Origin of the sequence: Citricoccus sp. NPDC079358, assembly GCF_040702545.1 — a bacterium.
Lineage (GTDB): Bacteria > Actinomycetota > Actinomycetes > Actinomycetales > Micrococcaceae > Citricoccus.
The window spans coordinates 394,465-420,363 of the sequence record NZ_JBFBLI010000001.1 but is presented as its reverse complement, the minus strand read 5'-3'; the positions used below and the strand labels follow the sequence as shown (position 1 = coordinate 420,363).

At 66.8% G+C, this 25,899-nt stretch carries 28 protein-coding genes and 2 pseudogenes; 11 read left to right on the top strand and 19 right to left on the bottom strand.

What is annotated here, in order from left to right; genetic code table 11:
- Positions 1–69 precede the first annotated feature (69 nt).
- The 3 genes and pseudogenes from nrfD to fdh form a co-directional block, all read right to left on the bottom strand.
- Complete coding sequence (nrfD, locus tag AB0333_RS01995) at positions 70–1,197, bottom strand: NrfD/PsrC family molybdoenzyme membrane anchor subunit (RefSeq protein WP_366217089.1); 1,128 nt, start codon at positions 1,195–1,197, stop codon at positions 70–72.
- Positions 1,194–2,414, bottom strand: coding sequence for a 4Fe-4S dicluster domain-containing protein (locus AB0333_RS01990; RefSeq protein WP_115931695.1), 1,221 nt, complete (start codon positions 2,412–2,414; stop codon positions 1,194–1,196). Before AB0333_RS01990 ends, nrfD begins: the two co-directional genes overlap by 4 nt.
- Before the next feature lie 192 nt (positions 2,415–2,606).
- Positions 2,607–5,921: pseudogene (fdh, locus tag AB0333_RS01985) on the bottom strand (formate dehydrogenase); the annotation flags it as partial.
- Between the two features lie 118 nt (positions 5,922–6,039).
- Here fdh and AB0333_RS01980 point away from each other — a divergent pair.
- From AB0333_RS01980 to AB0333_RS01960, 5 genes are all read left to right on the top strand, one after another.
- Positions 6,040–6,801, top strand: coding sequence for an NUDIX domain-containing protein (locus AB0333_RS01980; protein ID WP_115931698.1), 762 nt, complete (start codon positions 6,040–6,042; stop codon positions 6,799–6,801).
- Positions 6,798–8,174, top strand: a complete 1,377-nt coding sequence (gene nadA / locus AB0333_RS01975) for a quinolinate synthase NadA (protein ID WP_366217088.1) — start codon at positions 6,798–6,800, stop codon at positions 8,172–8,174. Before AB0333_RS01980 ends, nadA begins: the two co-directional genes overlap by 4 nt.
- Entirely contained in the window at positions 8,171–9,052 is an 882-nt protein-coding gene (nadC, locus tag AB0333_RS01970; RefSeq protein WP_366217087.1) for a carboxylating nicotinate-nucleotide diphosphorylase, read from the top strand. Before nadA ends, nadC begins: the two co-directional genes overlap by 4 nt.
- The gene (locus AB0333_RS01965) at positions 9,049–10,203 is read left to right on the top strand and encodes a cysteine desulfurase family protein (RefSeq protein WP_366217086.1); all 1,155 of its coding nucleotides are present in this window, start codon (positions 9,049–9,051) and stop codon (positions 10,201–10,203) included. Before nadC ends, AB0333_RS01965 begins: the two co-directional genes overlap by 4 nt.
- A 142-nt stretch (positions 10,204–10,345) precedes the next feature.
- Complete coding sequence (locus AB0333_RS01960) at positions 10,346–10,555, top strand: dodecin (RefSeq protein ID WP_366217085.1); 210 nt, start codon at positions 10,346–10,348, stop codon at positions 10,553–10,555.
- Here AB0333_RS01960 and AB0333_RS01955 read toward each other — a convergent pair.
- Positions 10,527–10,850 (bottom strand): 4a-hydroxytetrahydrobiopterin dehydratase, encoded by a 324-nt coding sequence (locus AB0333_RS01955; RefSeq protein WP_366217084.1) that lies wholly within the window; start codon positions 10,848–10,850, stop codon positions 10,527–10,529. The genes AB0333_RS01960 and AB0333_RS01955 overlap by 29 nt on opposite strands.
- A gap of 151 nt (positions 10,851–11,001) precedes the next feature.
- On the opposite strand from AB0333_RS01955, the gene AB0333_RS01950 reads away from it, so the two are divergent.
- The 3 genes from AB0333_RS01950 to AB0333_RS01940 all read left to right on the top strand — a co-directional run bounded on the left by AB0333_RS01950 (position 11,002) and on the right by AB0333_RS01940 (position 12,794).
- The gene (locus AB0333_RS01950) at positions 11,002–11,577 is read left to right on the top strand and encodes a 1-acyl-sn-glycerol-3-phosphate acyltransferase (RefSeq protein WP_366217083.1); all 576 of its coding nucleotides are present in this window, start codon (positions 11,002–11,004) and stop codon (positions 11,575–11,577) included.
- A gap of 99 nt (positions 11,578–11,676) precedes the next feature.
- Positions 11,677–12,117 (top strand): alternative ribosome rescue aminoacyl-tRNA hydrolase ArfB, encoded by a 441-nt coding sequence (gene arfB, locus AB0333_RS01945; RefSeq protein ID WP_366217082.1) that lies wholly within the window; start codon positions 11,677–11,679, stop codon positions 12,115–12,117.
- A gap of 44 nt (positions 12,118–12,161) precedes the next feature.
- Positions 12,162–12,794: a M23 family metallopeptidase gene (locus tag AB0333_RS01940; protein WP_366217081.1), complete on the top strand. Its 633-nt coding sequence runs from the start codon at positions 12,162–12,164 to the stop codon at positions 12,792–12,794.
- A 28-nt stretch (positions 12,795–12,822) separates the two neighbouring features.
- Here AB0333_RS01940 and AB0333_RS01935 read toward each other — a convergent pair whose 3' ends face one another.
- From AB0333_RS01935 to AB0333_RS01870, 14 genes and pseudogenes are all read right to left on the bottom strand, one after another.
- Positions 12,823–14,475 carry an ABC-F family ATP-binding cassette domain-containing protein gene (locus AB0333_RS01935; protein ID WP_366217080.1) on the bottom strand — a complete coding sequence of 551 codons (1,653 nt, stop codon included), beginning with the start codon at positions 14,473–14,475 and terminating at the stop codon, positions 12,823–12,825.
- An 85-nt stretch (positions 14,476–14,560) separates the two neighbouring features.
- A complete protein-coding gene (locus tag AB0333_RS01930) occupies positions 14,561–15,484 on the bottom strand; it encodes an NADP-dependent oxidoreductase (RefSeq protein ID WP_211308996.1) in 924 nt (307 codons plus the stop codon).
- Positions 15,485–15,580: 96 nt separating this feature from the next.
- On the bottom strand, positions 15,581–15,886 hold the full coding sequence (locus AB0333_RS01925; protein WP_115931708.1) for a hypothetical protein: 306 nt from the start codon (positions 15,884–15,886) through the stop codon (positions 15,581–15,583).
- Between the two features lie 175 nt (positions 15,887–16,061).
- Positions 16,062–16,700 carry a helix-turn-helix domain-containing protein gene (locus AB0333_RS01920; RefSeq protein WP_366217079.1) on the bottom strand — a complete coding sequence of 213 codons (639 nt, stop codon included), beginning with the start codon at positions 16,698–16,700 and terminating at the stop codon, positions 16,062–16,064.
- Positions 16,701–16,792: 92 nt separating this feature from the next.
- Complete coding sequence (locus tag AB0333_RS01915; protein ID WP_147301192.1) at positions 16,793–16,960, bottom strand: AAA family ATPase; 168 nt, start codon at positions 16,958–16,960, stop codon at positions 16,793–16,795.
- On the bottom strand, positions 16,957–17,277 hold the full coding sequence (locus AB0333_RS01910; protein WP_115931710.1) for a HigA family addiction module antitoxin: 321 nt from the start codon (positions 17,275–17,277) through the stop codon (positions 16,957–16,959). The genes AB0333_RS01915 and AB0333_RS01910 overlap by 4 nt, the downstream gene beginning before the upstream one ends.
- The gene (locus tag AB0333_RS01905) at positions 17,252–17,533 is read right to left on the bottom strand and encodes a type II toxin-antitoxin system RelE/ParE family toxin (protein WP_115931711.1); all 282 of its coding nucleotides are present in this window, start codon (positions 17,531–17,533) and stop codon (positions 17,252–17,254) included. Before AB0333_RS01905 ends, AB0333_RS01910 begins: the two co-directional genes overlap by 26 nt.
- Positions 17,534–17,618: 85 nt before the next feature.
- Positions 17,619–18,029 carry a type II toxin-antitoxin system VapC family toxin gene (locus tag AB0333_RS01900; protein ID WP_068494595.1) on the bottom strand — a complete coding sequence of 137 codons (411 nt, stop codon included), beginning with the start codon at positions 18,027–18,029 and terminating at the stop codon, positions 17,619–17,621.
- Positions 18,026–18,307, bottom strand: a complete 282-nt coding sequence (locus tag AB0333_RS01895) for a type II toxin-antitoxin system prevent-host-death family antitoxin (protein WP_082805748.1) — start codon at positions 18,305–18,307, stop codon at positions 18,026–18,028. The genes AB0333_RS01900 and AB0333_RS01895 overlap by 4 nt, the downstream gene beginning before the upstream one ends.
- 54 nt (positions 18,308–18,361) lie before the next feature.
- Positions 18,362–19,054, bottom strand: coding sequence for a hypothetical protein (locus tag AB0333_RS01890; protein WP_366217078.1), 693 nt, complete (start codon positions 19,052–19,054; stop codon positions 18,362–18,364).
- Positions 19,055–19,357: a HigA family addiction module antitoxin gene (locus AB0333_RS01885; protein WP_068480755.1), complete on the bottom strand. Its 303-nt coding sequence runs from the start codon at positions 19,355–19,357 to the stop codon at positions 19,055–19,057.
- Positions 19,344–19,626: pseudogene (locus AB0333_RS01880) on the bottom strand (type II toxin-antitoxin system RelE/ParE family toxin). The gene AB0333_RS01885 and the pseudogene AB0333_RS01880 overlap by 14 nt, the downstream one beginning before the upstream one ends.
- 550 nt (positions 19,627–20,176) lie before the next feature.
- The gene (locus tag AB0333_RS01875) at positions 20,177–20,641 is read right to left on the bottom strand and encodes a hypothetical protein (protein WP_366217077.1); all 465 of its coding nucleotides are present in this window, start codon (positions 20,639–20,641) and stop codon (positions 20,177–20,179) included.
- A 1-nt stretch (position 20,642) separates the two neighbouring features.
- Positions 20,643–21,536, bottom strand: coding sequence for a nucleotide-binding protein (locus AB0333_RS01870; protein WP_366217076.1), 894 nt, complete (start codon positions 21,534–21,536; stop codon positions 20,643–20,645).
- Positions 21,537–21,967: 431 nt separating this feature from the next.
- Here AB0333_RS01870 and AB0333_RS01865 point away from each other — a divergent pair, with 431 nt between their 5' ends.
- From AB0333_RS01865 to AB0333_RS01855, 3 genes are all read left to right on the top strand, one after another.
- The gene (locus AB0333_RS01865; RefSeq protein WP_366217075.1) at positions 21,968–23,113 is read left to right on the top strand and encodes a hypothetical protein; all 1,146 of its coding nucleotides are present in this window, start codon (positions 21,968–21,970) and stop codon (positions 23,111–23,113) included.
- A complete protein-coding gene (locus AB0333_RS01860) occupies positions 23,110–23,565 on the top strand; it encodes a hypothetical protein (protein WP_366217074.1) in 456 nt (151 codons plus the stop codon). The genes AB0333_RS01865 and AB0333_RS01860 overlap by 4 nt, the downstream gene beginning before the upstream one ends.
- 539 nt (positions 23,566–24,104) lie before the next feature.
- On the top strand, positions 24,105–24,527 hold the full coding sequence (locus tag AB0333_RS01855; protein ID WP_366217073.1) for a transposase: 423 nt from the start codon (positions 24,105–24,107) through the stop codon (positions 24,525–24,527).
- Positions 24,528–24,791: 264 nt separating this feature from the next.
- Here the strand turns inward: AB0333_RS01855 and ychF are convergent, their stop codons facing one another.
- Complete coding sequence (gene ychF / locus AB0333_RS01850; RefSeq protein WP_115931712.1) at positions 24,792–25,877, bottom strand: redox-regulated ATPase YchF; 1,086 nt, start codon at positions 25,875–25,877, stop codon at positions 24,792–24,794.
- Between the last annotated feature and the right edge of the window lie 22 nt (positions 25,878–25,899).

The window sequence follows — 25,899 nt, the reverse complement described above, 5'->3', positions numbered from 1 at the left end:
GTGACGAGGACAGATGGCGTGATGTGCAACACCGTACGCCTCGCCACCGGTGATTCGAAGGAACGGCCGCTAGCGGACGGTCGTGATCGAATCGTCCGTGATGCCGGCCCGACGGCGGGCAGCGAGGCGCCGCTTCTGCGGCTCGACCGTGTACCTCGGGTCTTGGGCGGAGTCCTTGCCGGCGTAGAACACCCCGAAGCGGGTGAATGCGGAGGCCGTGACCAGGGCGGCGCCGGAGACGGCAGCCACCACGCGGTTGCGGCCGCCCAGTAGGGTGCCGATGCCGCCAGCGATCGCCAGCCGTTCACTCCACTTCATCAGCATCCCGGGACGGCCGGTCTCCAGCGGCTCCACCGCTACCGGGTCCATCCGGGCCTCCATGTAGCGGGTCGCGACCACATCGGCCACCACGCCGAGCACCGCGAGTGCCCGGGCGGGCGCGGTCTGGCGCACCGGCGTCGTGATCATGGCCATCCCGGAGGCAGCGATGGAGGCGGAACTGACGAACACGAACGGCAGGTCCTCCTTCGCATCGTTCCAGGTGGGCATGGCCGTGTCCGAGAGCAGCACCGCCGTGTACCCGGCAAGCGGGGCCCCGAGCAGCGCGGCCAGCCCGCCGGCCGGCCCCTCGACGGCCCGCAGTATCCCGCGCAGCGGTCCCAGGGGCAGCTTCTCCCCCAGCATCCGGTCCACGTCCGCCGCCGCAGCCACGCCGGCACCGGTGCTGAAGCCGGCCAGCACCCAGGAGCCCAGGCTCATCGGTGACGACACCTTCACGGTGCGCATCATGTTGTAGAACCGCTCGGGGCGGCCGAGGTCCGCCACCAGGGCCACGGCGCCGACGCCGGCTGCTGCCAGCGCGGTGATGCGCGTGTTCCGGCGCAGGATCTCGCGGCCGGTCAGCTGGGCACCGAAGGCCAACAGGGAGGATCCCCCGGCGATGCCGCCGCACACGAGATAGGCGGCCACGCGCTCGTCCCACGGCGGGGCCTTGACGATGGGACGGCCGTAGTAGGAGTTGGAGGCGGTGTTGGTGAACTGCGGTTCGGGCACCATGGCCATCTCGCGGCCGCCGTCCGAGGTGGAGGGGGCCAGGCCACTACGGTGCCGGCGGTTACCCTGTTCCGGACGGTCCCGGCGCCGGCGCCTGCGGGGCTCCTCGGGCGGGCGGTAGCTGTCGAACTCGGAGGTCGTCACCGGCGGCCCCCACCGAGGAATGCCAGTCCCGCGGCGGCGACCATGCCGGCCATGGCGATCCCGGCGCGGGCGTACATCCGGGGCAGGTCCCGGGTGGGGACCCGGGGGTCCGGCGGCAGACCGTACACCTCGGGCTCGTCCAGCAGGAGGAACACGGAACCGGTGCCGCCGACCCCGTCCTTCGGGTTCGCGCCGTAGAGGCGGGCCTCGGTGCGGCCCTGCGCGTGGAGCTGGGCCACGCGCTCCTGCGCGGAGGCAACCATGTCCTCGCGCTCCCCATACCGGATGGAGGTGGTGGGGCAGGCCTGCGCACACGCGGGGGTCTGCCCGTCCGTCATGCGGTCGTAGCAGAGCGTGCACTTCTGCGCGACGCCGGCGTTCTTGTTCTTCTTCGGCTGGGCGGCCTTCTCTGCCTTCGATGGCTTCTCGGCGTGCACGCCCGGCGCCGGCGACCGATCCGTCTTGGGCTGGGCGATGCCGTCCTTGCGGCGCTCGATCACACCGAACGGGCAACCGGCCACGCAGGTTCCGCAGCCGTTGCAGACATCGTCCTGGACCACCACGGTGCCGTGCTCGGTGCGGAACAGCGCACCGGTGGGGCACACGTCCAGGCAACCGGCGTTGGTGCAGTGCTTGCAGACATCCGAGGACATCAACCAACGGAATTCGGGGGTGTCCGGCGGGGTGATGTCCACGGCCGAGGAATCAACCGCCGAGCCGAGGGAGGACAGCACGTCCAGTCCACCCATGTCGGGTCCGGCCTGCAAGCCGCCGACCAGGCTGGCGTCGATCGGGCCGTCCAACGGACCCGAGCGGGTACCGGTGCGGGTGCTGGGACGGATGGCGCCGGCGTCGTCCGCTCCCCCGGCTCCGCTTCCGGGCGCCCGCCGAAGGGTGGGCATGCCCAGGCTGACCAGCGCGCGTCCGGACTCACGGGCCTCTTCCACGCGCTGCCGATCCTGCTCGACGAACGCCACGTGGCGCCAGGTGTCCGCTCCGAGGCCCTCGGAATTGTCGAAGGAGGAGTTGGAGAGCGTGTAGTCCGAGTCGACCGGGTTGCGGTTCCACTCCTTGCAGGCCACCTCGCAGGCCTTACAGCCGATGCAGATGGAGGTGTCCGTGAAGAAGCCCTTGCGCGGGTGTGGGTGCTCGTAGTGGGCGTCCGCCGTGGGGTTGCCCTCTACAGTCGCATCCGGGCCCTGTGTCATCTGCACCATCTACTCCTCCCTTCCTGTGCGTGGTTCTGTGGCCGGGGGTTGGTGGCTGGGTCGCTGGCTGGGTTGCTGTCCGAGCGGACCCGGTGGATCGTGCGGGACCACCGGCCCGTCCGCGGGCGGGTGCGGCCGTGCGCTCGTCATCTCCGGCGGTGCCATCGGGTCCGCCTCCGGCCCGGCGTCCTCACCGGATCCCGTGACGCCCTCGTTGCCGCTGTCGACCGTCAGGCCCGCCCACCGCTGGTAGCCGGCGACGAAGTCCAACAGGTCGGTACCGCGGGGCCGGCGGCCCGGGATGATGTCACAGGCACCCACCTTGGATCCCTGGATGAGCACGTTCGGATCCAGTGTCACGCCGACGAGGTCGTTGGCGGAATCCCCGCTGACCACCGCGTTGCCGCCGACACCCCAGTGGTAGGGCAGGCCGATCTGGTGGACGGTCTGCCCGTGCCCATCCGCCCCGCCGATCCTCAGCGGCCGCATGCGTTCGGTGACGAGCACCTTCGCCTCGATGGCGGCCCGCGGCGAGACGATGGTCGCCCAGCCGTAGGGCTCCAGCCCGCGCTCCGCCGCCAGCTCCGGTGAGACCTCGCAGAACATCTCGGGCTGCAGCTCGGACAGGTAGGGCAGCCAGCGGCTCATGCCGCCGGCCGTATGGTGCTCGGTCAGCCGGTAGGTGGTGAAGAGGAGCGGGTACACGTCCGCGCCGGGCATCCCCGCGCTGGGCTTGCTGTAGTTGTCTGGACGCGGCACGGTCACCCGGGTGGGGTTGTGCTGCTGCGCATACATCACGTTCGGGACCGGGGACTCCTGGGCCTCGTAGTGCGTGGGCAACGGCCCATCCACCATGCCCTTCGGGGCGAACAGCCAGCCCTTGCCGTCGGCCTGCATGATGAACGCATCGTCCCCGGCCAGCGCCGCAGGACCGCCGGCCTCCGGGTCCGGTGTGGTGCCGGGAGCCAGGGTGACCGGGAAGTCGGGCACATCGTTGCCGACCCAGCGGCCCTGCTCCTCATCCCACCAGACGAGCTTCTTGCGCTCGCTCCAGGGCTTGCCCTCGGGGTCCGCGGAGGCGCGGTTGTAGAGGATGCGGCGGTTGGCCGGCCAGGCCCAGCCCCACTCCTTGCCGGCCGGGCCGTCCGCCACACCGGTCTCCCGGTCCGCGGCGTGGTTGATGCCGTCCGCGTAGACGCCCGTGTAGATCCAGCAGCCGCCTTCGGTGGAGCCGTCCGCCTTCATCTCATTGAACGTGGACAGGTGCCTACCGGCGTCGGGACCGGTCAGGTGCCGTCCGTTGATCTCAGCCAACACCGATTCGGCGTCCGGATCCCCGTGCTCGTCCTCGGGATAGTCCCAGGTCAGGTCCAACAGGGGGCGATCGCGGGGATCGGTTGAGTCCTTCAGCCGGGCACGGATGCGCTTGCCGACCTCGTGGAAGAACTGCAGCTCGCTCTGCGCGTCCCCCGGCGGCTGTACTGCTTGGTGACGCCACTGCACCAGGCGCTGGGTCTGGGTGAAGGTGCCGGCCTTCTCCACATGGTTCGCCGCGGGGAAGAAAAACACCTCGGTCTCGATGTCCTCGGTGCGCAGCTCGCCGGTCTCGATCTCCGGCCCGTCCTTCCACCAGGTGGCGGACTCGATCAGCTGGAAGTCGCGGACCACGAGCCACTTCAGGTTCGCCATTCCCATCCGCTGCATGCGGCCGTTGGCGGAACCCACGGCGGGGTTCTGGCCGAGGATGAAGTAGCCCTCGACCTCCCCCGCAATCATGCCCTCGACCGACTGGTAGGTCCCGTGCGGTCCGGTCAGTCGCGGCAGGTAGCCGTAGCCCCAGTCGTTCTCTTCGGTGGCGGCATCCCCCCACCAGGCCTTGAGGAGGCTGATGGTGTAGGCGTCCGCATTGGCCCAGTAGCCCTTCTGCTTCTTCGAGGCGATCCCGTCCAGGTAGGTGGACAGGTCCTCCTTCTCCACGGTCGGCATCGGGAGGTAGCCGGGCAGCAGGTTGAAGAGGGTGGGGATGTCCGTGGAACCCTGGATCGAAGCGTGACCGCGCAGGGCCATGATGCCGCCGCCGGGGCGGCCCATGTTGCCCAGCAGCAACTGCAGGATCGTGGCGGTGCGAATGTACTGTGCGCCGACCGTGTGCTGGGTCCAGCCGACGGCGTAGGCGAAGCACGTGGTCCTCTCGCGCCCGGAGTTCTCCGTGACGGTCCGGGCCAGCAGGTCGAAGTCCTCGATGGAGATGCCGCAGACGTCCCGCACCATCTCCGGGGTGTACCGGGAGTAGTGCCGCTTGAGGATCTGGAACACCGAACGCGGGTGCTGCAGCGTCTCGTCCCGCCGCGGCTTGCTCACGTCCAACTCGGGCCCGCCCATGCCGTACTGGTCTCCGGCCGCTTGTGCGGTCTCCTCGGCGCCGTCCTCCTCGGCCGGGGCGTCGCCGTCGTTGCCTCCGGAGTCGCCCGGTGCTCCGGGGTTTCCCGAGTGCGCGGCGCGATCCGGCTCATAGGACCAGCTGGACATGTCATAGCCGCCGGTCTCCGGGTCGAAACCGGAGAACAGGCCGTCCAGGTCCTCGGTGTCCCGGAAGTCCTCATTGATGACGGAAGCGGCGTTCGTGTACGCGACCACGTAGTCCTTGAACCACTTCTCGTGCTGGATCACGTAGTTGATCAGCGCGCCCAGCAGGACGATGTCCGAGCCGGCCCGGATCGGGACGTGCTTGTCCGCCACGGCCGAGGTGCGGGAGAACCGGGGATCGACGTGGATGACCTTGGCGCCGCGGGCCTTCGCCTCGGTCACCCATTGGAAACCCACAGGGTGGGCCTCGGCCATGTTCGAACCCTGGATGATGATGCAGTCAGCGTTGGCCATGTCCTGCAGCGTTTGAGTGGCGCCGCCGCGCCCGAAGGAGGTCCCCAGACCGGGAACCGTGGCGGAGTGTCAAATACGGGCCTGGTTCTCGATCTGGATCGCTCCAGCCGCGGTGAAGAGCTTCTTGATCAGGTAGTTCTCTTCGTTGTCCAGGGTGGCCCCGCCGAGCGAGGCGATGCCCATGGTGCGTCCGAGATGGCGGCCGTGTTCGTCCACGTCCTGCCACTTGTTGCGGCGTGATTCCAGGAACCGATCGACGACCATCTCCGTGGCCGTCTCCAAGTCCATCTCCTGCCAATCCTTGGCGCGCGGGGCGCGGTACAGGACCGACGTCTGGCGGGTATCCGAGTTGACGAGCTGCTCACTGGCGGAGCCCTTGGGGCACAACCGGCCACGGGAGATCGGCGATTCCGGGTCCCCCTCGATCTGGACGACCTTCTCGTCCGAGACGAAGACCTTCTGTCCGCAACCGACGGCGCAGTAGGGGCACACGCTCTGGACGGCACGGTCCGCCGTGGTGGTGCGCGGAGTGATCTCTGTGGTCTTCCTGGACACCACGGAAGAACTGCGGCCCAGGGGGTCGCCGCCCAGGAATTGCCGGAGTACCGGCCATCCCATTGGAGTCTTCCGTGACATGCGCCCACCCTAGTCGATGTCAGCCCCCATGTCAGGCACCACCGCTCTTCCCTTCCGGTCGTTTCGACCCTAAGATATGAAGGAGCTTCAAGTCCGATTGACCACAAGGGGTGTCGCGATGGGCCAGGAGCCGGAGCCGTCGAGATCGCTGGCGTCCCATGGAGCGGGGCCGCAGGGCGCAGCCCCGGCGATCGCCGTGTCCACCGTCATCTTCGCGCTGCGGCCGGAAGGTGATGCCGCTGGTTCCAGGCCGTCACTGTGGACTCCGTTCGTGCTGCGCACGCGTGAACCGCATCTGGACCGCTGGGCCCTGCCCGGGGGATGGCTTCCGGCAGGCGAGGAACTGGAGTCGGCCGCCGCCCGCACCCTGGGCGAGACGACCGGGCTGCATCCCAGCTATCTCGAGCAGCTCTACACCTTCGGTGGGGTGGACCGCTCCCCCACCGGCCGCGTGGTGTCCGTGGTCTACTCCGCGCTGGTCCGCACGGACGAGGTGGAACAGGCCGCCCCCGGGGAGAATGTCCGGTGGTTCCGCGCCGACCGGCTGCCCCGGCTCGCCTTCGACCACAACACGATCGTCGACTACGCCCTGGAGCGCCTGCGCACCAAGGTCGAGTATGCGCACATCGCCCACTCCTTCCTCGGCGAGACCTTCACCCTCGCCCAGCTCCGGTCCGTGCACGAGGCGGTGCTCGGGCAAGAGCTCGACGCCGCGAACTTCCGCCGCTCGGTGGCCGCCTCCACCGACATCGTGGCCACCGGTGAGCTGATGGCCGGCACACCGCACCGGCCACCCAAGCTCTACCGCTACCAGACACACGCCACCCGGCACCGTGACATCCAACCCGAGAATCCCACCGCAGAAAGGGTCCGACCATGACGGCCCATTCCATCACCGTCCGCCAGCCCTCCCCCGCAGAGGCGCCCCCCTCAGTCGGGCCTCCGATCGACGCCTCCGTGGACCGGACCCTGAAGCTCATCGCCGCCGGTTCCGCCAGCGGGTCTTCCTGCGCACCCGCCTTGGACTCCGCACCCTGGATGCTCGACGCCGGCCCCGCCGGTTCGCTGCCCGAGCCCGGCTATGGCCCCGGGGCCTCGCAAGACGATCCCCTGCCGGGGGCGGCACCCCGCCAGGGCGAATTGCCGGCCTCCTACCGGGAGGCCACCGAGGAGGAACTACACGAGCGCATCCGCTCGGCCAAGACAGAGCTCGGTGACCGCGTGGTGGTGTTGGGCCACTTCTACCAGCGTGATGAAGTGGTGGCCCATGCCGATTTCGTGGGCGATTCCTTCCAGTTGGCCAAGGCCGCGCGCACCCGTCCCCGGGCCGAGGCGATCGTCTTCTGCGGCGTGCACTTCATGGCCGAAACCGCCGATCTGCTCTCCACGCACGAACAGTCCGTGATCCTGCCCAACCTCGCCGCGGGCTGTTCCATGGCGGACATGGCCGACCTCGATTCCGTCACGGACTGCTGGGAGCAGTTGGAGGAGATCTACGGGACCGCACCGGACGCTGCGGGCAGGGCGCCGGTCATCCCGGTGACCTACATGAACTCCTCCGCGGCGCTCAAGGGCTTCGTGGGCCGTCACGGCGGGATCGTCTGCACGTCCTCGAACGCGGCACAGGTGCTGGAGTGGGCCTTCGAGCGTGGCCAGCGCGTGTTGTTCTTCCCGGACCAGCACCTCGGCCGCAACACCGCGAAGGCGATGGGCATCCCCCTGGAGCAGATGCCCCTGTGGAATCCGCGCAAACCACTGGGCGGCAGCACCGAGGAAGAGTTGATGCAGGCCACTGTGCTGCTGTGGCACGGCTTCTGCTCGGTCCACAAGCGCTTCACGGTCGCCCAGATCGAGAAGGCCCGTGCCGATTTCCCCGACGTGCACGTGATGGTGCACCCGGAATGTCCCATGCCCGTGGTGGACGCCGCCGATTCCTCGGGGTCCACGGACTTCATCGTCAAAGCCATCGAGGCGGCTCCGGCCGGGTCCACCTTCGCCATCGGCACGGAGATCAACCTGGTCCAGCGGATCGCCGCGCAATACCCGCAGCACACGATCTTCTGCCTGGACCCGGTGATCTGCCCGTGCTCCACCATGTACCGCATCCATCCCGGCTATCTGGCCTGGGCACTGGAATCACTCCTGGACGGCGAGATCGTCAACCAGATCACCGTGTCCGAGGACGTGGCCGAGCCGGCCCGCCTGGCCCTGGAACGGATGCTGTCCGTGGTTCCGGCCGGGGCGGGGCGATGACGGACCTCCGGCACATCGATGCCCTCGTCACCGCAGCCCTCGACGAGGATGCCCCCTGGGGTGACCTGACGTCCGAGGCCCTCATCCCGGTGGATGCCACGCTCGAAGCTCGGCTGGTGGCCCGCGAGCCGGGGGTGTTCAGCGGATCCGAGGTGTTCGCGGCGGCCTTCCGGCTCGTCGATCCGCGGATCCGCGTCCAACTGCTGGCCTCCGACGGCGAGCGCTTCGAGTCCGGCGACGTACTGGCCGAGATCGCCGGTCCGGCCCGCGGCATCCTCCGGGCAGAACGGATCGGACTGAATTTCGTCCAGCGCATGTCCGGCATCGCCACGCAGACCGCCCGCTTCGTGGCCACCGTAGCCGGCACCGGGGCGCGGATCGTGGACACCCGCAAGACCACCCCCGGGTTGCGTCTGCTGGAACGTCAAGCCGTGCGCGACGGCGGTGGGCGCAACCACCGCTCGACGCTCTCGGACGCGGTCATGGTCAAGGACAATCACCTGGCGGCGGTAGCCGGGGCCGGGCTGTCCGTCACCGAGGCGCTGGTGCAGATGCGTGCCCGTCTTCCGCACACCGCCCATGTGGAAGTCGAGGTGGATCGCCTGGACCAGATCCCGGCCGTCCTGGCGGCCGGGGTGGACACCGTGATGCTAGACAACTTCACCCTCGACGGGTTGCGCCAGGGTGTGGCCCTGATCGGTGGCGCTGCCCTCGTGGAGGCCAGCGGCGGGGTGGACCTGGCTTCCGTGGCCGGGATCGCGGCCACCGGGGTGGACGTCATCTCGGTCGGCGCACTGACACACTCGGTCCGATCCCTGGACCTGGGACTGGACGTCGCTCCGGGCGATGCCGCGCGCGAGCGGGCCACCGCGCCATGATCTACGCGGACCATGCCGCCACCACGCCGGTGCGTCGGGAGGCGTTGGAGGCCATGTGGCCGTATCTGACGGGGCAGTTCGGCAACCCCTCCAGCCATCACACGGTGGGTGAGGCGGCAGCTGCAGGGCTGGAGGCGGCCCGGGCCTCCATCGCCCAGGCCCTGGGGGTCCGCGCCGGTGATCTGGTCTTCACCGGCAGCGGGACGGAGGCGGACAACCTGGCCGTCAAAGGAATCGCCCTCGGACGTCCCCGCGGGCGTCACCTCATCACCAGTCCGCTCGAGCACGAGGCCGTCCTGGCCTCCGCCGACCACCTCGCCCGCCTCCACGGCTTCGAGGTCGAGTACCTCACGCCCCATCGGGACGGTCTCGTGTCCGCCGACGAGCTGGCCGGGCTGATCCGGTCCGACACCACCCTGGTGTCCGTGCAGTACGCCAACAACGAGATCGGCACCATCCAGCCCCTGGCCGACCTGGCGCAGGTGACACGGGCCGCCGGGGTGCCCTTCCACACCGACGCCGTCCAAGCCGCCGGGTGGCTGCCCCTGAACGTGGCTGCGCTCGGTGTCGATGCCCTGAGCCTGTCAGGGCACAAGCTCGGCGCTCCCAAGGGCATCGGCCTGCTCTGGGTCCGCGGGCGATTCCCACTGGAGCCGGTGCTGCACGGTGGTGGCCAGGAACGGGGCCGGCGCAGTGGCACCCAGAACGTGCCCGGAGCTGTGGCCCTGGCCGCCGCCCTCACCGCTGCCGAGGCCGAACGCGAGGCGGTCTCCACACGGTTGACCGAGCTCCGCGCCCGGTTCGCCTCCACCGTGCTGGACCAGGTGCCGGGCGCCCAGCTGACCGGCTCTGCGGAACTGCGCCTGCCGGCGTCGGCGTCCTTCGTTTTCGATGGGACCGGGGGCGAAGCCGTCCTGCTGGAACTGGAACGCCGGGGCATCCTCTGCTCCTCGGGATCGGCCTGTGCGGCCGGTTCGGACGAACCCTCCCACGTCCTGACAGCGCTGGGATTACCGGACGATCTGGCCCGGACCGCCGTGCGGTTCACCTTCGGGCCCGAGAGCACGGAGGCCGAAGCCGAGGGGGCCGCCCGCGCGGTGGTCGAGTCCGTGGCGGCCATCCGCGGACTCTCGCACCGGCTCACGAGCTGAGGCTCCGCCAGCACTCTCCAGCAGGCGTCCAGGAGCACCTCTGGTCAGCGATCTGTCAGCCCTTTCCGGCCGGGATGAGCCTCCCGTAGCGTGTCGCGCACCACGGGCCGCCCCGGCTCGGGAGCGATGAATGGAGAACACCATGGCCAACAACGTCTACAACGTGACCGAACTCGTCGGCACCTCCCCCGACGGCATCGACGCCGCTGTCGCCAATGCCGTCACCGAGGCCGGCAGGACCCTGCGGAACCTCGACTGGTTCGAGGTCCAGTCGGTGCGCGGTCACCTCTCGGACGGCAAGGTCGCCGACTGGCAGGTCACCCTCAAGATCGGTTTCCGTCACGAGGGCTGACGCCCAGCTCTGCGGCATGGTCGCTGATAGTGCGCGCGAGGTCGATGTCCCGGCTGGTGATGCCGCCGACGTCGTGGCTGGACAGCGTCACGGCCACCTCGGGATAGGTGAGGGTCAGGTCCGGATGGTGGTCGGCCTCTTCCGCGGAGGCACCGATGCGGTTCACGAATTCCAGGCCGGTGGTGAATCTCTTGGTGGCGAACCGCGCCATCAGGGTCTCCTCCACCAGGTTCCAGCCGGTGAGGCCGGCCTCGGCGATCTCGGACGGGGTCAGTTTCTGCTTCGGATCACTCATGGACCCATCCTGCCGCCGGCCCGGGCTGAGATCCACCTCTGGCCGGTCAGCGGCGGAACACTGGAGCCAGAGCCAGAGCCAGAGCCAGCGGCAGCGCCAGCCCGGGCCTCTCCTGAGCCGCGGCACCAGGAAAGTGCCCTACCGTGGTGGCATGCTCCAACGCCTCACCGCCCGTGCATTCTGGAGGTTCAGCCGCTGGAAGCTGGTCTCCGAGCCCGCGCCGGACCGACCCACCGTACTCATCGGTGCGCCACACACCTCCAACTGGGACTTCGCGTTCATGCTCGCCATCACCTGGCAACTGGGCATCGAGGTGCGCTGGCTCGGGAAGAAGAGTCTGTTCCACGGCTGGCGCGGACCGATCATGCGCCGCCTCGGCGGCATCCCCGTGGACCGCACGGATCCCGGCCGTGTCGTCTCCGAGGTGGTCGAACGGGTGCGGTCCGGGGAGGTCTTCGGCCTGGTGGTCACTCCGGACGGCACCCGCGGGGCGCATGCGCACTGGAAGTCAGGTTTCCATCGCATCGCCCTCGAGACGGGAATGCCGGTGACCCTCGGCTTCGTGGATCGCACGACGAGGACCACCGGCCTGGGTCCGACCTTCGAGCTGACCGGGCACATCGGCACCGATATGGACCGCATCCGCGCGTTCTACGCGGACAAGGCCGGATTCCATCCCGCACTGCGCGTGGAACCGCGGCTGCGTGAGGAAGACGAAACCGCCTGACCACCAGGGCACGTCCCGCCGGATTCCATCTCCCCGATGTTCGGGTTCCGTCTCTCCTACGTTGCAGCGCCAACGGCCCCGGTCCGGCACACTCGTGGTGTGGACGATCTGCATATACCTCCGGGCCCCGGCGCGCCCCGCGGCCTCACCGTGCCGGCGGGAGAGCTGCTCGAGCAGTTCTCCCATGCCTCCGGCCCCGGCGGCCAGGGGGTCAACACCACCGACTCCCGCGTGCAGCTCAGCCTGGACCTCGCCACGACCACGGCCCTGAGCGATCTCCAGCGCGAACGTGCGCTCGACCGGCTCGCCGGGAGGCTCACGGGCACCGTCCTCACCATCAGCGCGGCGGAACACCGTTCCCAGCGGCGCAACCGCACAGCAGCACGGCAACGCCTCGCGGCGCTGCTGCGCGAGGCCCTGATCCCAGCGATCGCACGGAAGCCGACCCGGCCCACTCGAGGCTCGCAACGGCGCCGGATCGAGGCCAAACGCCAGCGCGCTGAGACCAAGCGCCACCGCAGGCGCCCCGACCGCGATTGATCATCCACCCCCGACCAAGAATCCGCCCCTGGAGATGAGGTCCGATGTCCGTGCCACTTGATCTCGACTATCCCTTTGCCGGCCGGTGGCTGGTGCAGAACAGCCCGGCGAATCGGGTGCCAAGTCACGGCACCGCGCAGTTCGGCCTCTCCCACGCGATCGATTTCGTCCCGGTGGACGACGCCGGCCGATCAGCCCCGTACAGGCTCACCTCGTTCCTGCGGCCGGAACCGGCCGCGATCTTCCCGGGGTTCGGCCGCCCGCTGACGGCCCCGGTCGACGGCGTGGTGGTCGGTGTGCACGGCGACGAGCCGGACCACCGATCACACCGGGGCCTCCCGTCGATCGGATACGCCGTGACCCAGCGGAGGCGCCTGGGTGCCGGGTGGCTGGGGTTGAGCGGCAACCACGTGCTCATCGAGACGCGTGGAGCCGACGGCGAGGTGGCCGTCGTCGTGCTCTGCCATCTCCAGCAGGGCAGTCCTGTGGTCAGGCTGGGACAGTCCGTCAGGCGGGGAGAGGCTCTCGGACGGTGCGGGAACTCCGGGAACAGCACCGAACCGCACGTGCATGTCCACGCCGTGGACGGGCGGGACATCAGCCGGGCCAGGGCCGTGCCGATCTCGTTCCACGGCAGCCTCCCCCGCAATGGTGAGATCGTGGACGCTGGCCAGTGAGCCTCAGGTAGGGGTTATAGCGTGGCGGTCAGCGTTCCGTGACCCGGCCTACGTCCACGTTCCACCGTCGGTCGGTCCGGACCGCGGAGAGCATCCTCCGGTCGTGCGTGACCAGCAGCAGCGCGCCGTCGTAGGACTCGAGGGCCTGTTCGAGCTGCTCGATGGCTTCCAGGTCCAGATGGTTCGTCGGCTCGTCCAGGACCAGCAGGTTGACCCCGCGGGCCTGGAGCAGGGCCAAACCGGCACGCGTGCGCTCCCCCGGTGAGAGTTCGTCGACCGGACGGTTCACATGCTCGGCCCGCAGTCCGAACTTGGCCAGGAGCGTTCGCACCTCCGCGGCAGACTGGTCCGGGACGAGCGCCTCGACGGTGGTGGCGAGCGGCTGTGGACCCGCCAGCAGGGACCGGGCCTGGTCGACCTCCCCGATCCGCACACTCGCCCCCAAGCTCGCGGAGCCTTCCTCCGGTAACTGGTGGCCGAGCAGTCCTCGCAACAGCGTCGACTTCCCGGCGCCGTTCGGCCCGGTGATGCCGATGCGCTCCCCCGCATTCACTTGGAGCGAGACCGGCCCGAGCGTGAAGGTCCCCTGCCTGAAGACCGCCGCACTGAGCGTCGAGACCACGGAGCTCGATCGGGGCGCCGCACCGATGGTGAACTCGAGCCTCCACTCCTTGCGCGGTTCCGCGACCTCCTCGAGCCGCGCGATCCGGCTCTCCATCTGCCGCACCTTCTGCGCCTGCTTCTCACTGGACTCCGTGGAGGCCTTGCGCCGGATCTTGTCATTGTCCGGCGCCTTCCGCATGGCATTGCGCACGCCTTGGCTCGACCACTCCCGCTGGGTCCTGGCCCGTGCGACGAGGTCTGCCTTCTGGCCGGCGAACTCCTCGTACTGCTCTCGCAGATGCCGGCGGATTGTCGCGCGCTCCTCCAGGTAGGAGTCGTACCCGCCGCCGTACACGCGATTCGAGTTCTGTACCAGATCGAGTTCGAGCACCCTGGTCACGCTGCGCGCCAGGAACTCGCGGTCGTGACTGACCAGGACCACGCCGCCGCGGAGACCGCGCACGAAGGCCTCGAGCCGTTCCAGTCCATCCAGATCCAGGTCGTTGGTGGGCTCGTCCAGCAGCACGATGTCGAAACGGGACAGCAACAGGGCGGCCAGGCCGACGCGGGCCGCCTGCCCTCCGGACAGGGCGGTCATCAATGCCTGCTCAGTGGCATCGCCGGCGTCGAGTCCGAGGTCCGCCAGCACCAGGGGAAGCCGCTCATCAAGGTCGGCCGCGCCGCTGGCCAGCCAGCGATCCAGCGCCGATGAGTACGTGTCCGCGGCCGTCTCGGCGTCCGCCGGGTCTGCGAGGGCCTCGGCCGCCGCGTCCATCTCCCGAGTCGCCTCGGCGCAACCGGTGCGGCGGGCGATGTAATCGGCAACGGTCTCTCCGATCACCCGCTCATGTTCCTGGGGCAGCCACCCAACGAAAGCGTCTGTGGGTGCCAGTGACACCGTGCCCGCATGCGGCTGATGGACGCCGGAGAGCATCTTCAGCAACGTCGACTTTCCGGCCCCGTTCGCGCCCACCACCCCGAGCACGTCACCGGGGGCGACGGTCAGGTCCAGCGAGTCGAAGAGCGTGCGGTGGCCATAGCCGCCGGCCAGACCCGTGGCCACCAGTGTTGCGGTCATTCGTGACTCCTCTGTGCGGGCGGCTGCCGAGCGGCCCGGGAAGGCAACGCCACCTCCAGTGTCCACCACGTGCGGTGGAAGAAGTTCAGTCCTGGACGCGAATGACGATCTTGCCCTGACTCTCACCCGCGCGGCTGAGGCGGTAGGCCTCGGGCAGCTGCTCCAGGGGCAGGGTCCGGTCGATGTCCACCGTGAGATCCCCGGACTGCACCAGGCTCAACAGCTCGGCCAGTCCGGCCCCGTCGGGCCGGACCCACAGCCACCGCCCGCCGTGCTCCAGGACGGCCGGATCGGCGATCGAGACGTGCCGGCCGCCGTCGTTCAAGACCGACAGGGTGCTCTCCAGCACTCCACCGACGAAGTCAGCCACGGCGTCCACGCCCTTCGGCGCGGCGTCCCGCACGCGATCGACCAGCCCATCACCGTATTCCAGCGGGATGACCCCGATGCGGCGCAGCTTCTCGAAGTTCTCGGGTGAGCAGGTGCCCAGCACCGTCGCGCCGGTGCGGACGGCCAGCTGGGAGGCGAGGTAGCCGACGCCACCGGATGCCGCGTGCAGCAGGACGATGTCCTGGTCCGTGAGATCCAGGGCGTTGACGGTACGCCGGGCCGTCAGGCCGGTGAGGGGCAGCGCGGCGGCCACGTCGTCCGAGACACCCTCCGGGATCCGGGCCGCGAACTCCACCGGGATTGTCACGTACTCCGCACTGGTCCCGCCCTCGTTGACCATCTTGCGGGCATACGCGGCCACGCGGTCCCCGACGGCAAACTCCGGGGTGTCCGGACCGACCTGCTCCACGGTCCCTGCCACGTCCCACCCGGGGATGGCGGGGAACTTCGTCTCCAGCATCGCGTCCAGACCGCCGGACACGACCTTCCAGTCCACTGGGTTCACCGAGGAGCGCGTCACGCGCACCATGAGCTGACTAGGGCCGACTGTGGGCTTGGGGCGCTCGGTCAGTTCGAGGACATTCTCGTCGCCGTACTTCGCATAGGACATTGCTTTCATGCCCGGTGCAACAGCCCGGAGCCGCGGATGTATTCCGGGACGTGCCACGAGTCACCGCTCTGTTCTCCACTCGCCACCGCTACCGCTACCGCCCGGTCACGATGCATCCCACGGATGTGCGCTCAAGGCAACGCGCAGCGTTGAGCGCAACGTGTCCACCGCCGCGGCCATCGTCGCGGACCCGACGTCCTGGAAGGAGCCCATGCCGCCGGCGTAGAGCGCCAACGCCTGCTGGGCACTCTGCCGGAGTTCATTGGCACTCGTGACTTCTGCGAATAGCCCCTCGAGCCATGCCGCGGTGGAAGCGCGCCGCGCATCTCCGTCCGTCGCGCACGCGTCACGCAACTGCTCGACGGCGCGACGCACGTCATCGAGTCGCGACTGCCAGCGAGCCACGTCCATTTCGTCAGAACTCTCGATGGTTGACCTCTTTTGTCATGTGAGAATCACGACGTCCTCGGCGGTGTCTCGGTACTGATCACGGAATCATTCTGGCATCCGCACGGTCACCTGATTCACGCACTGAACCGGAACTCCACCACATCGCCGGACGCGGCAACCTCCTGCCACGACGCGATCACATCAGCCATCTCGATGAGCAGATCCCGCCGAGGACGAACGCGGTTCTGCGATCGTAGTCAGCTCGAGGCGGACGGCCACCGTACTTGAGCGCCAGGGCATTATCCCGGGCGAGCGCCTGGAAGTCTGCGGACGTGAAGTCGTGAACCAGGACGCCTGCGGAATGCCCTTGCGCGACAAGGTCGTCATGGAAAGTCGTCCCGGCATCACACAGGGCGAGTAAAGGCTCGGAGTCACGGTACTCCTGCAGCAGAACATCATTGACTGCTGGAAGTCGATACTGCAGATCCCGGAGCGCGCCGATGTAGATGCGGATCCGCTCTCGGACCTCGACGACGGATTGCGCATCATCGATGACAGCCCGCAGCTCCGCCGCGACGACGTCGTCGATGACGGCATCGATCAGCCCGACTCTCCCGCCGAGACGGTTGAAGATGGTCGCCTTGCTCACGTTGGCTGCCGCGGCGATCTCCTCGAGCGGCGCGGAGAACCCCCGCTCCCGGAACACCTGAACCGCCGCATGCAGGATCCGATCGACGTTTCGGCGAGCATCCGCACGGAGAGCGGGCGCACCTAGGGAATCGGACACGACGCTGGCTCCTTCCGGATCGACGACTAACTTGATCTTATCAGTCAAGTTAGTGCAGGATGGATCACCAGAAAGTTGACCACGAGAGTCAACTTCAAGGTGACCGCTCACCTGGCGCTCGGGCAAAGCAGCACGCCAGATCACCGCACGCCGACTTGCCGCCCTGTCGGCAATCCGCAGGCGAGAATCGACTCCTCGACTGCGTCGATGGAAAGGTGGACCGCTCCCGTGTTCGCAGCGACGATCACGGCGACGCTCGTCTTGCCGACCCCGGGCAGACCGGAGACCACGACGAGGCGTCCGGTCACGCGACTGCCAGCGGCGTGATCGCAGCGACCTTGTCGCGCAGCGCCCGGCGCTCCAGGCGCAGCTCGTAGTTCGACTGCAGATTCATCCAGAGCTCCTCGGACGTCCCGAAGTATCGCGCCAGACGGATCGCCGTGTCAGCGGTGATTCCCCGCTTGCCGTGCACGATCTCGTTGATCCGGCGCGGCGGCACCCCGATGGACACGGCAAGCTTGTTCTGCGTGATCCCGAAGCCCTCGATGAAATCCTCCATCAGGATCTCTCCCGGGTGGATCGGCTCGATCAGGTCGCGCTCAGTGGTAGTCGACGAGTTCGACATTATCCGCACCTCCCTCTCTCCAGACGAAGCAGAGACGCCATTGCGCGTTGACGCGGATGCTGTACTGCCCGCGTCGGTCGCCGACCAGCAGCTCCAGGCGGTTGCCAGGCGGGACCCGGAGGTCCTCGACATCCTTCGCCGCATGGATCAACTCGAGCTTCCGCAAGGTCGCCCGCTGCACCGTCCGGTCAACGCGCTTGACGTACTGCTCATGCCAGACGCGCTCGGTGTCCTTGCTGCCGAACGATCTGATCACGACACCAGTTTATAACGGACACCGTCATTAACGCTAGACGTTAAACCGGAACTCCACCGCGTTCCGGCACATAGGACCATCTGACTCAGGTCACACTCTCGGTGCCCGGAGCGATCACCTCGAGGCCCACGGAGAGGGCTGCCTCGGCGAGCCTGCGGTCGTAGGTGAGGATCGCTGAGACATCGAGCCGGATAGCCGCCTCCAGGTGCAGAGCGTCGAGGGTGCGCAGGTAGGGCATGGGCAGGAAGCCGGCGCTGCGGTAGACGGCCCGGTCGAGAGCCGCCATCGCAACGCCGTCGAGGAGACGACTGACGTCCGCCTGGTCGATCCCCTCGCGAACCGCGACACGGCGCAGCTCAGTCTCGAGAAGATCACTGGAGACCAACACGGCCGGTTCCTGATCCAGCCAGTCCACGAGAGCCGAGCTCTCAGGCTGATCGACCAGCAACGCGCCCAGAGCCGAAGTGTCAACGTAGACGACAGGAGTCGAGGTCACCAACGGTCTCCACGAAGGTCGTCGAGGGCCTCCGCAAGGCTCCGCCCGGCGGGGGGGCGACGATCGGCAGCCAGTGCCGCCCATCCACCTTGCCGCCGTGCCGGACGAGCGATCGGCAACGGAGGTGCCGGGGCGTCCAGCGGAACAATCCGCCCCACGGGTACCCCGCTGTTGGTCAACACGAAGGAGCGCCCTTCACTCACGGCACGGAGCACACGACCGGACTCATTGCGCAGCTCACGCTGCGAGAGACTCTCGCTCTGCGACTCAACGCTCATGAGAACATGGTAGCACCCGTGCTACGTTCGGGCTGCGGCGAATCCGCAGCCGAACTACTGACTTACAGCAGATCTCGTGGGCCACGGCTTCCGCACCCCTTCGAGATGGGCGAAGTCCGCGCCGAAGTCCTCGTCCGGCCGAAAGGATCCGGCAGCATGGCCCATCAGGAGCTTCGGGTAGTAGGTCCATGAGAACCACGGGACCGACGTCGAGGGGCCCAGGGTGCGGTCGAGGGCTACACCTCCAGCGGTCAGCGCGACGCCGAGTATCCGCCGCCGCACAGGGCAAGAACGGATAATGACCGTTGCCACCATCATGTAGCCGTACTGGGCCACCGCCCAGGCGAGTGCGTGCTCGCGAGCACCGAGGCGGCGGTCGACCCACGCCACCAGGACGGGGTGCGCATGTAAAGCGGCGAAGGCCAGGTGCTCGCGATCGCCCTGGCCCGCCCGCTCATACCAGCGGACGCAGGCGCGGGTGTTGTTGACATAGGCCCCGCCGACCAGATCGGCAGCCATGACGGCCACCAGCCCCACGGTGCCGAGCCCGCCCCCACGGCGTCGCGCCCAGAGGCCGGCAGCCACGGCTCCGGCGATGGCCGAGCCGATCGCAAGCGCATTATTGAAACGCGTCGCCTCCGGCCCCACGAAGCGCGCCCACTGCCGTCCGATGCGGCTCACCGGCGACACGACGAGGCGCCGGCTGCCGGGCGTCGCGTAGCCACACGTGGCCGCCGTGCCGGCCACTCAGGCCACCTGCAGGGGTTTGATCGCCTCGATCTGCTCAGCCACACGGTCCTCGGCGAGATCAAGGTCGTAGCACGCCTGGAGGTTGAGCCAGAACTGCGCCGTCGTGCCGAAGTACTTCGCGAGCCGCAAAGCGGTGTCCGCCGTGATCGCGCGCTTGCCGTGGACGATCTCGTTGATGCGCCGGGGCGGAACCCCGATCGAGACGGCCAGCTTGTTCTGGGTGATGCCGAAGCCCTCGATGAAGTCCTCCATGAGCACCTCACCCGAGTGAATCGGCGCGATCTTGTCAGTGGTAGTCAACGATCTCCACCTCCTCCGGTCCGGCATCGGTCTCGCGCGTTGCAGATCCGCCACTGGTCGTTGATCCTGATGCTGTGCTGGCCGGCCCGATCGCCTTTGAGCGCTTCGAGCCGGTTGCCGGGCGGGATACGAAGATCGTCGAGCGACTCCGCAGCCCCCACCTGACGAAGCTCGCGCAAGGCGACTCGATGGATCCTCGGATCGATCGACCGCACACGCTCACGACGCCACAGCCGCTCGGTGTCCTTGTCTCCGAACGACCTGATCACGAGACGAGTGTATGACGATGCGTGTCAATACCGCTAGATGTTAAACCTAAACTCCACTGCGTTTCGTCACGGACCAACCTCTGAAGGCCCGGCGAGGGATCCGACGTGAAGGCCGAAATCTTTCGCGATCTGCGCAATCGAAACCCCCGCTTCACGGTTCAACGCGACCCGGACTACGTCGTCACGAAACTCTGTCGGACACGGCCTCGACATGGTGACATCCTTCCAGGCCAGCCTTCCCGGCTAGCCATGTTCGACGTCACCTATTCCTACAGCAAACCCTCACAACGGAATCGTTTAACAATCTACTAACGCTGTGACTACCGGTGTCGTCGGCAAGAGGAATCTCCATCTCGTAGACGGGAGCGGGAACCTTCTGGTCACGCAGTCACTGCCCGGAACATGGCCAGAGAGGTGACTGGAAGCCCGTAGACGCGGCTGGACAGAATTCAGGTGTCAGAGGAACGCCCGCTGCGTCTGGCTTCTCGGATCGGGACCACAGAAGCGGAAGCTGAAGGGCTTACTCCCTGGGCATAGCGAAGCGCGAGAATTAGAGTGCGAAAGCCTGACCGCAGACGAGGCAGTGAATAGGGCTAGTCGTGTCTTCTGGAACTTTGATCGGTTCCCAGCCGTGGCAGGGTGAAGCCACGATCATCATGTCGTCCGGCTCGGTGAGCGGGTCCGGCTCATCCGGGACATCGAGATGACCCGTCTGCTTGATCTTGAAATTCTTGCTGCTCATGCCCTTGAATGCGGACCCCAACTCATCATCGAGTACCTGAATGGCGGCCGGCATCGCCACCCCCTGCGTGTATTCCACTTGCTCGGTCGTCCACCACTGATCGGTCGCGGCGGCGACGCCACAAAATGGACAGTAGTAGGCGTCGGCGGGCGGCTGGTTCTCAGCTTCCTCACTGGCGGGTCCGTCGTGCCACTTGTACTGTCGAACACAGTTCGGGCACTCACGGCGAAGAAAACCGTCGTTGTCGAGAGGCAAGGACACAGGAATGTTCATCTCAATCTGCGCTCACAAATTCTTCTTGGTTGATTTCCACGCCATCCGCCGTCCTACCGAGCAGCCGGATGGTGAAATACGACCGATTGGAGCGAGTAAAGCTCGCTGGCATCCGCTGCAAGACCTTGACTGACTTGCCCGTCGGAAGCTGAGGTACGGGGCCTTCGTCGTGCCGACGCTCTAGATTGTGGTCCTCTCCAACCGGCTCAGCCGACAACTCGTACACAGTGCCCGGCCCGTGGTTTGTGACGATGACATCGGAGAGCTTGTTACCGCCTCGTTCGTGCAGTCGAGCAGTCAGACGTGGAAGCCCCGCGCTCTGAGACGAAGGGAGCTTCCGCCCAAGCGGCAACCCTCCCCCAGGCGCACTAGGAGGAGTGAGGTCTCCCGCCGAATGCCAACTAGTCCCGTCGAGGTTCACGGCGCAACCGGCGTTGCGGAGTCGCATAGCCAAGTCCTGGCGCTTCGCGACTGAATTGTCGAGCCGCACGGCATGACGACCGTGGATGTCGCTGAAGACCTTCACCTGGCCGAGTTCGACCATGACGGTCCGTTCTGGGTTGCGACCCATCGCCATTCCCGCTTCGTAGAGCACGTTCGGCCTTGGCTGCATCTGAGGCTGTGTCTCTGGATCACCGGGATAAGTCAGTGACTCATGCAGATGGGCGATGTCGTCGGGCGTTTGGAGAACCACCACGGCCTGAGCGCGCCGGAAGGCAGCGTCCAGAACGTCACCGATGTATGGCGAGCCGCTACCTGTCATGGAGATGGCTTCCGACCACTCGATGGGCGCAAGGTCGATGGAGCGCAGGAAGGCGAACAGAGCTTCACGCGCTGGCTCATTGCGTCCGTGGATCACGAAAACGCTACGGGGATCGGCCTCAGAGTCGGTCATGCTCCAAGAATACGATGAGCCAGCGACATCGCGGTGAGTCCAGCGCCCGCGTCGGGCTGCGTTTGAACCCCACTTCTGGACTTGGTCCATGGGAAACGACGGGGCAATCGTGAGACCAGCGACAACGGCACAGACCGGGGCATCAAAATCGAGTGGACTCGTGATTCACCGGACCGTGAGTACTACCTGTCGAAGTTCGAGCTACCGGCTCTCGATCCCCGGATTCTCGATTCCGTCATCGTGGACTGCCGCGTCTTTTTCGCGATGCAAGAGGACTGTTACCTCCCCAGCGACCCGTAGAGGCTACTACTCGGCACTTCAATCGGGACGATGCACACTAGGCTACGAATCAAGAAGCCCTCAATGGCATCATCACGACCCGGCGGGGGTGAACTGACATCACTATTCACGTACTCATCGTCGGCTCAGCGGTGTCCATCGATGACGCCGTGTTCACTACGCTTCTAGACAATTCGGTAGCCGGAACGTACAAAGGCTACGAGCGCGCGCTCCAAACGGGGAGTATCAAGTTCTCTGACCTGGTGAACCTCGCCCGGAAGGGAGACATCCCCTACACGCTGTTCTTCGCCCCAATCGCGCTGGTGCGGGAGCAGGTTGGTAAGAAGACAGCCAAGCTCCTCGCCGGAGTCAGCAGGGACACCTTCTCCCTCGGCGCGCGCGCCAAGGTAGAGCTTCGCGACGTCGAGCTGATCGTTAAGGACCTCATCCGCAAGCAGCAGCTCCTTCGCAAGCACGACGCGTCGCTGCGGCCGAACAAGATCATCGGCCTGCTCCACCATGACACAACCTCCGCCGACGCCGACGCGTCCACCCTCTCGTCGGCGCTCGGCCTCTCATATGAACGTTTGCGTGCGTGCAGGTCGAAGGAGAAAGCTCTCGACCTCATGATCGAGCGCCTCGAGGCCAACCAGGTGCTGGTGTCGCGCAGCGTCCAGAACTACATGCCCCAGCGCCTGACGCATGTGCAGTTCAGCGGGATGACAGTCCGAGACAACAAAGTTCCGTACATCTTCCTGGCAGGTGGCGACCACGGTGACGACCAGGAGCCGGTGGGCCGCACGATCTTCACCCTGGCGCTCATGACAGTGCTTGTGGCGCGACGCATCTTCGCTCCGATGACGTGGGACGGAGGCAGCACTGAGACAGGCCCCGGCCGCGAGTACGACATCGCGGGCGCGATGCTCATGCCTGCCGAGCGGATGCGCAGGCTGGCGTTTGCGTCGCTCGACGAGGTGAAAGCGGCCTCGAACGAGTTCAAGGTGACGGCGAGTGCTGTCGCGGTGCGCGCGATGCGGCTGGGCCTGATAGATCAGAGAACCGCAGGCGAACATTTGGATCAACTGCGCGGTGAGTTCAGGAGTCGCCCGAAGGGTGGGCCACGCAGCCCGATCCATCCCGAGAATGCCGTACGCAAGTACAACGGCAGGGAGCTCACCGTTCGAATGCTACACACGCTTGACAGCGGCGGAATCTCCGCAGGCGAGTTCTGCCGATCGATCTGCTTGAACCACCTCAAGCCATCGCGGATCGAGGACCTTCGGAGAGCTGTTCAATGAGCGACTTCGGGCAGCGGTTCGTGATAGATACCAACACTCTCAGCCAACTCGGCAGGCAACGCCGTGCGGACAAGTTCTTCCTGGAGAACGCGGTAATCCCGGAAGAGGTCATGCACGAGGCATCCGGGTTTCCGGACATCGCGGCGCTGCGTGACAACGTGCATCCGACCACACCGCGGGTGCTCCATTGGCTCTCACAAATCATGGCAACTGTCCCCTCCGCAGACACCAGTCTCGTCGACCTCTACGCCAACAGAGGCAACGCCGATCCTTTGGTCGTGGCGTGCGCGCTCGAAGGGCATGAGCACGATAACCAAATGCTGCTCAGCCCCGAGTGGGTCGTCGTCACCGCCGACGAGGCTGTTCGGAACATGGCTCAGGAGTTTGGGCTCACGGTGCTCAGCAACTCCGAGTTCACCGCGCTCATCGATGGCACGAACTCTGGCGGCTGAGCACCGCGCCCGATGCCGGTGCACTTCCTACTGCTCAACCGCCAGGCCTGCGAATCTGCGAGCATCGTCGCGCATCCGTTCGAGTACGGCGAAGTTGCTCAGCACGATCGCCGGTTCATAGGTGGCCGTAGGTCGTAGATCCCTCATCCGGTCTAGCATCTCCTGGTCCGACAAGCTCTCCAGCCATGCCGAGATCTGCCTGTGACTTGGGGCGTCATCCATCTGGGCGATGGTCTCGGCCGTGTCGATCCGTACGGCTGCAGCGCCGAGGCGGTCGCTGTGCAGCTGCGCTGCAGAAGTCGCCGACCCGCCTGACAATGCGTTGCGCTCATCTCCATGACCGACCGAGATCTCGTACTGAGCTGGCAAGGCCGGTGCCGGCGGCTCATTCCCGTGATCAGCCGCGGCACCGCCTGAGTCCGCACCCACGTCGCGAGCTCGTCAAGCTCCTTCATTGACACCGGCCAGCGCTCGGTACCGGGCCGGTCGATTCCAATGGTCGGGAAGAGAGCGACAGGACCTGTGGTCACCGCACCCTGGTGACCTCCGGGTCGCCCGACAACGTCCGCCCAACGACTCTCTGCGCAGAATGCAGGCTCATTCGCGGCATCGTTGTCGCCACCTACATCACCGCGCCCATTGCTCAAGCTGTCCAGGATCCCGAACCTCGAGTATCCGACTACCGACGTCTCACCGATTCACAATGGAATCGGATCCGATCCATCGTGCAGCCCGATGAGCCAACCCGACGCGGACGACCGCGAACCGACGGCCGAACCCTGATCGACGCCGCGCTCTATCGAGCACACACCGGCATCCCCTGGCGTGAGCTACCCGCCGAGTTCGGCTCCTGGCAGACGGCCGCCACCACGGCAGATGGTCACAGACGGAAGCTGGGATGCAGCACTGCACACACTCACCACCCGAGGGAACAACAGCCCCAGCAAAGACACCCCCTCTGAGTGAACGAGCCCTCGCGGCGACGTGCTTTTGAGACGGGAGATTCTGAGTCACGCGTCAAACGACTTTGAGACGTCCAAACGACGCCGCTTACGCCGAGCGCAACCCTCTGAGCCACGCCCCAGGCCTATCCGCCTCAAATTCCGAAGGTTAAACCGGAAGTCACCAACCCAGCGCAGCGAGCCGGAAAGGGGTTGAAGCGGAAGAACCAGATTTGCTTTTGAGACGCGGAATAGTGTGAAATTGCTGGTCAGAGGCGTATTTCTTTATACATTAAATCGAAATTCAACCACGTCGCCGTCCTGCATGACGTACTCCTTGCCCTCCATGCGCACCTTGCCGGCGGCCTTGGCGTCGGACATGGACCCGGTGGCCACCAGGTCGCCAAAGGAGACGATCTCGGCCTTGATGAACCCGCGCTCGAAGTCGGTGTGGATGACGCCAGCGGCCTTCGGGGCGGTGTCGCCCTTCCGGATGGTCCAGGCGCGGGCCTCTTTGGGTCCGGCGGTGAGATAGGTCTGCAGGCCGAGGGTGTGGAAACCGGTGCGGGCGAGCTGGTCCAGGCCGGACTCATCCTGACCGTTCATCTCCAGCATCTCGCGGGCCTCCTCCTCGTCCAGCTCCACGAGGTCGGACTCCAGCTTGGCATCGAGGAACACGGCATCGGCAGGCGCCACCAGGTCGCGCAGCTCCTGCTTCTTGGCCTCGTCACCCAGCACGCCGTCGTCGGCATTGAAGACGTAGATGAACGGCTTCGCGGTCAGCAGACTGACCTCCCGGAGGCGATCCATGTCCAGCTTCTCGGAGTCGATCGCCGAGTAGATGGTGTCCCCGCGTTCGAGCACGGTCTGGGCGGCCTGCAGGGCCTCGAGTTCGGCGGCCTCGCGCTTCTTGCCCTTGACTTCCTTCTCGACGCGCGGGATCGCCTTCTCGAGGGTCTGCAGGTCCGCGAGGATCAGCTCGGTGTTGATGGTCTCCATATCCGAGGCGGGGTTGATCTTCCCGTCCACGTGGATGACATCCGGATCGTCGAAGGCGCGGACCACCTGGGCGATCGCGTCCGACTCCCGGATGTTGGCCAGGAACTGGTTGCCCAGTCCCTCCCCCTCGGAGGCGCCCTTGACGATGCCGGCGATGTCCACGAAGGAGACGGTGGCCGGCAGGATCTTCTGCGAGCCGAAGATCCCCGCGAGGGTGTCCAGCCGTTCGTCCGGGAGATTCACCACCCCGACGTTGGGTTCAATCGTGGCGAACGGGTAGTTCGCCGCGAGAACGGTCTGGCGGGTGAGTGCATTGAAGAGGGTGGACTTGCCAACGTTGGGCAGGCCGACGATTCCGATAGAGAGAGCCACGGTTGTCCATGGTACCGGTGAC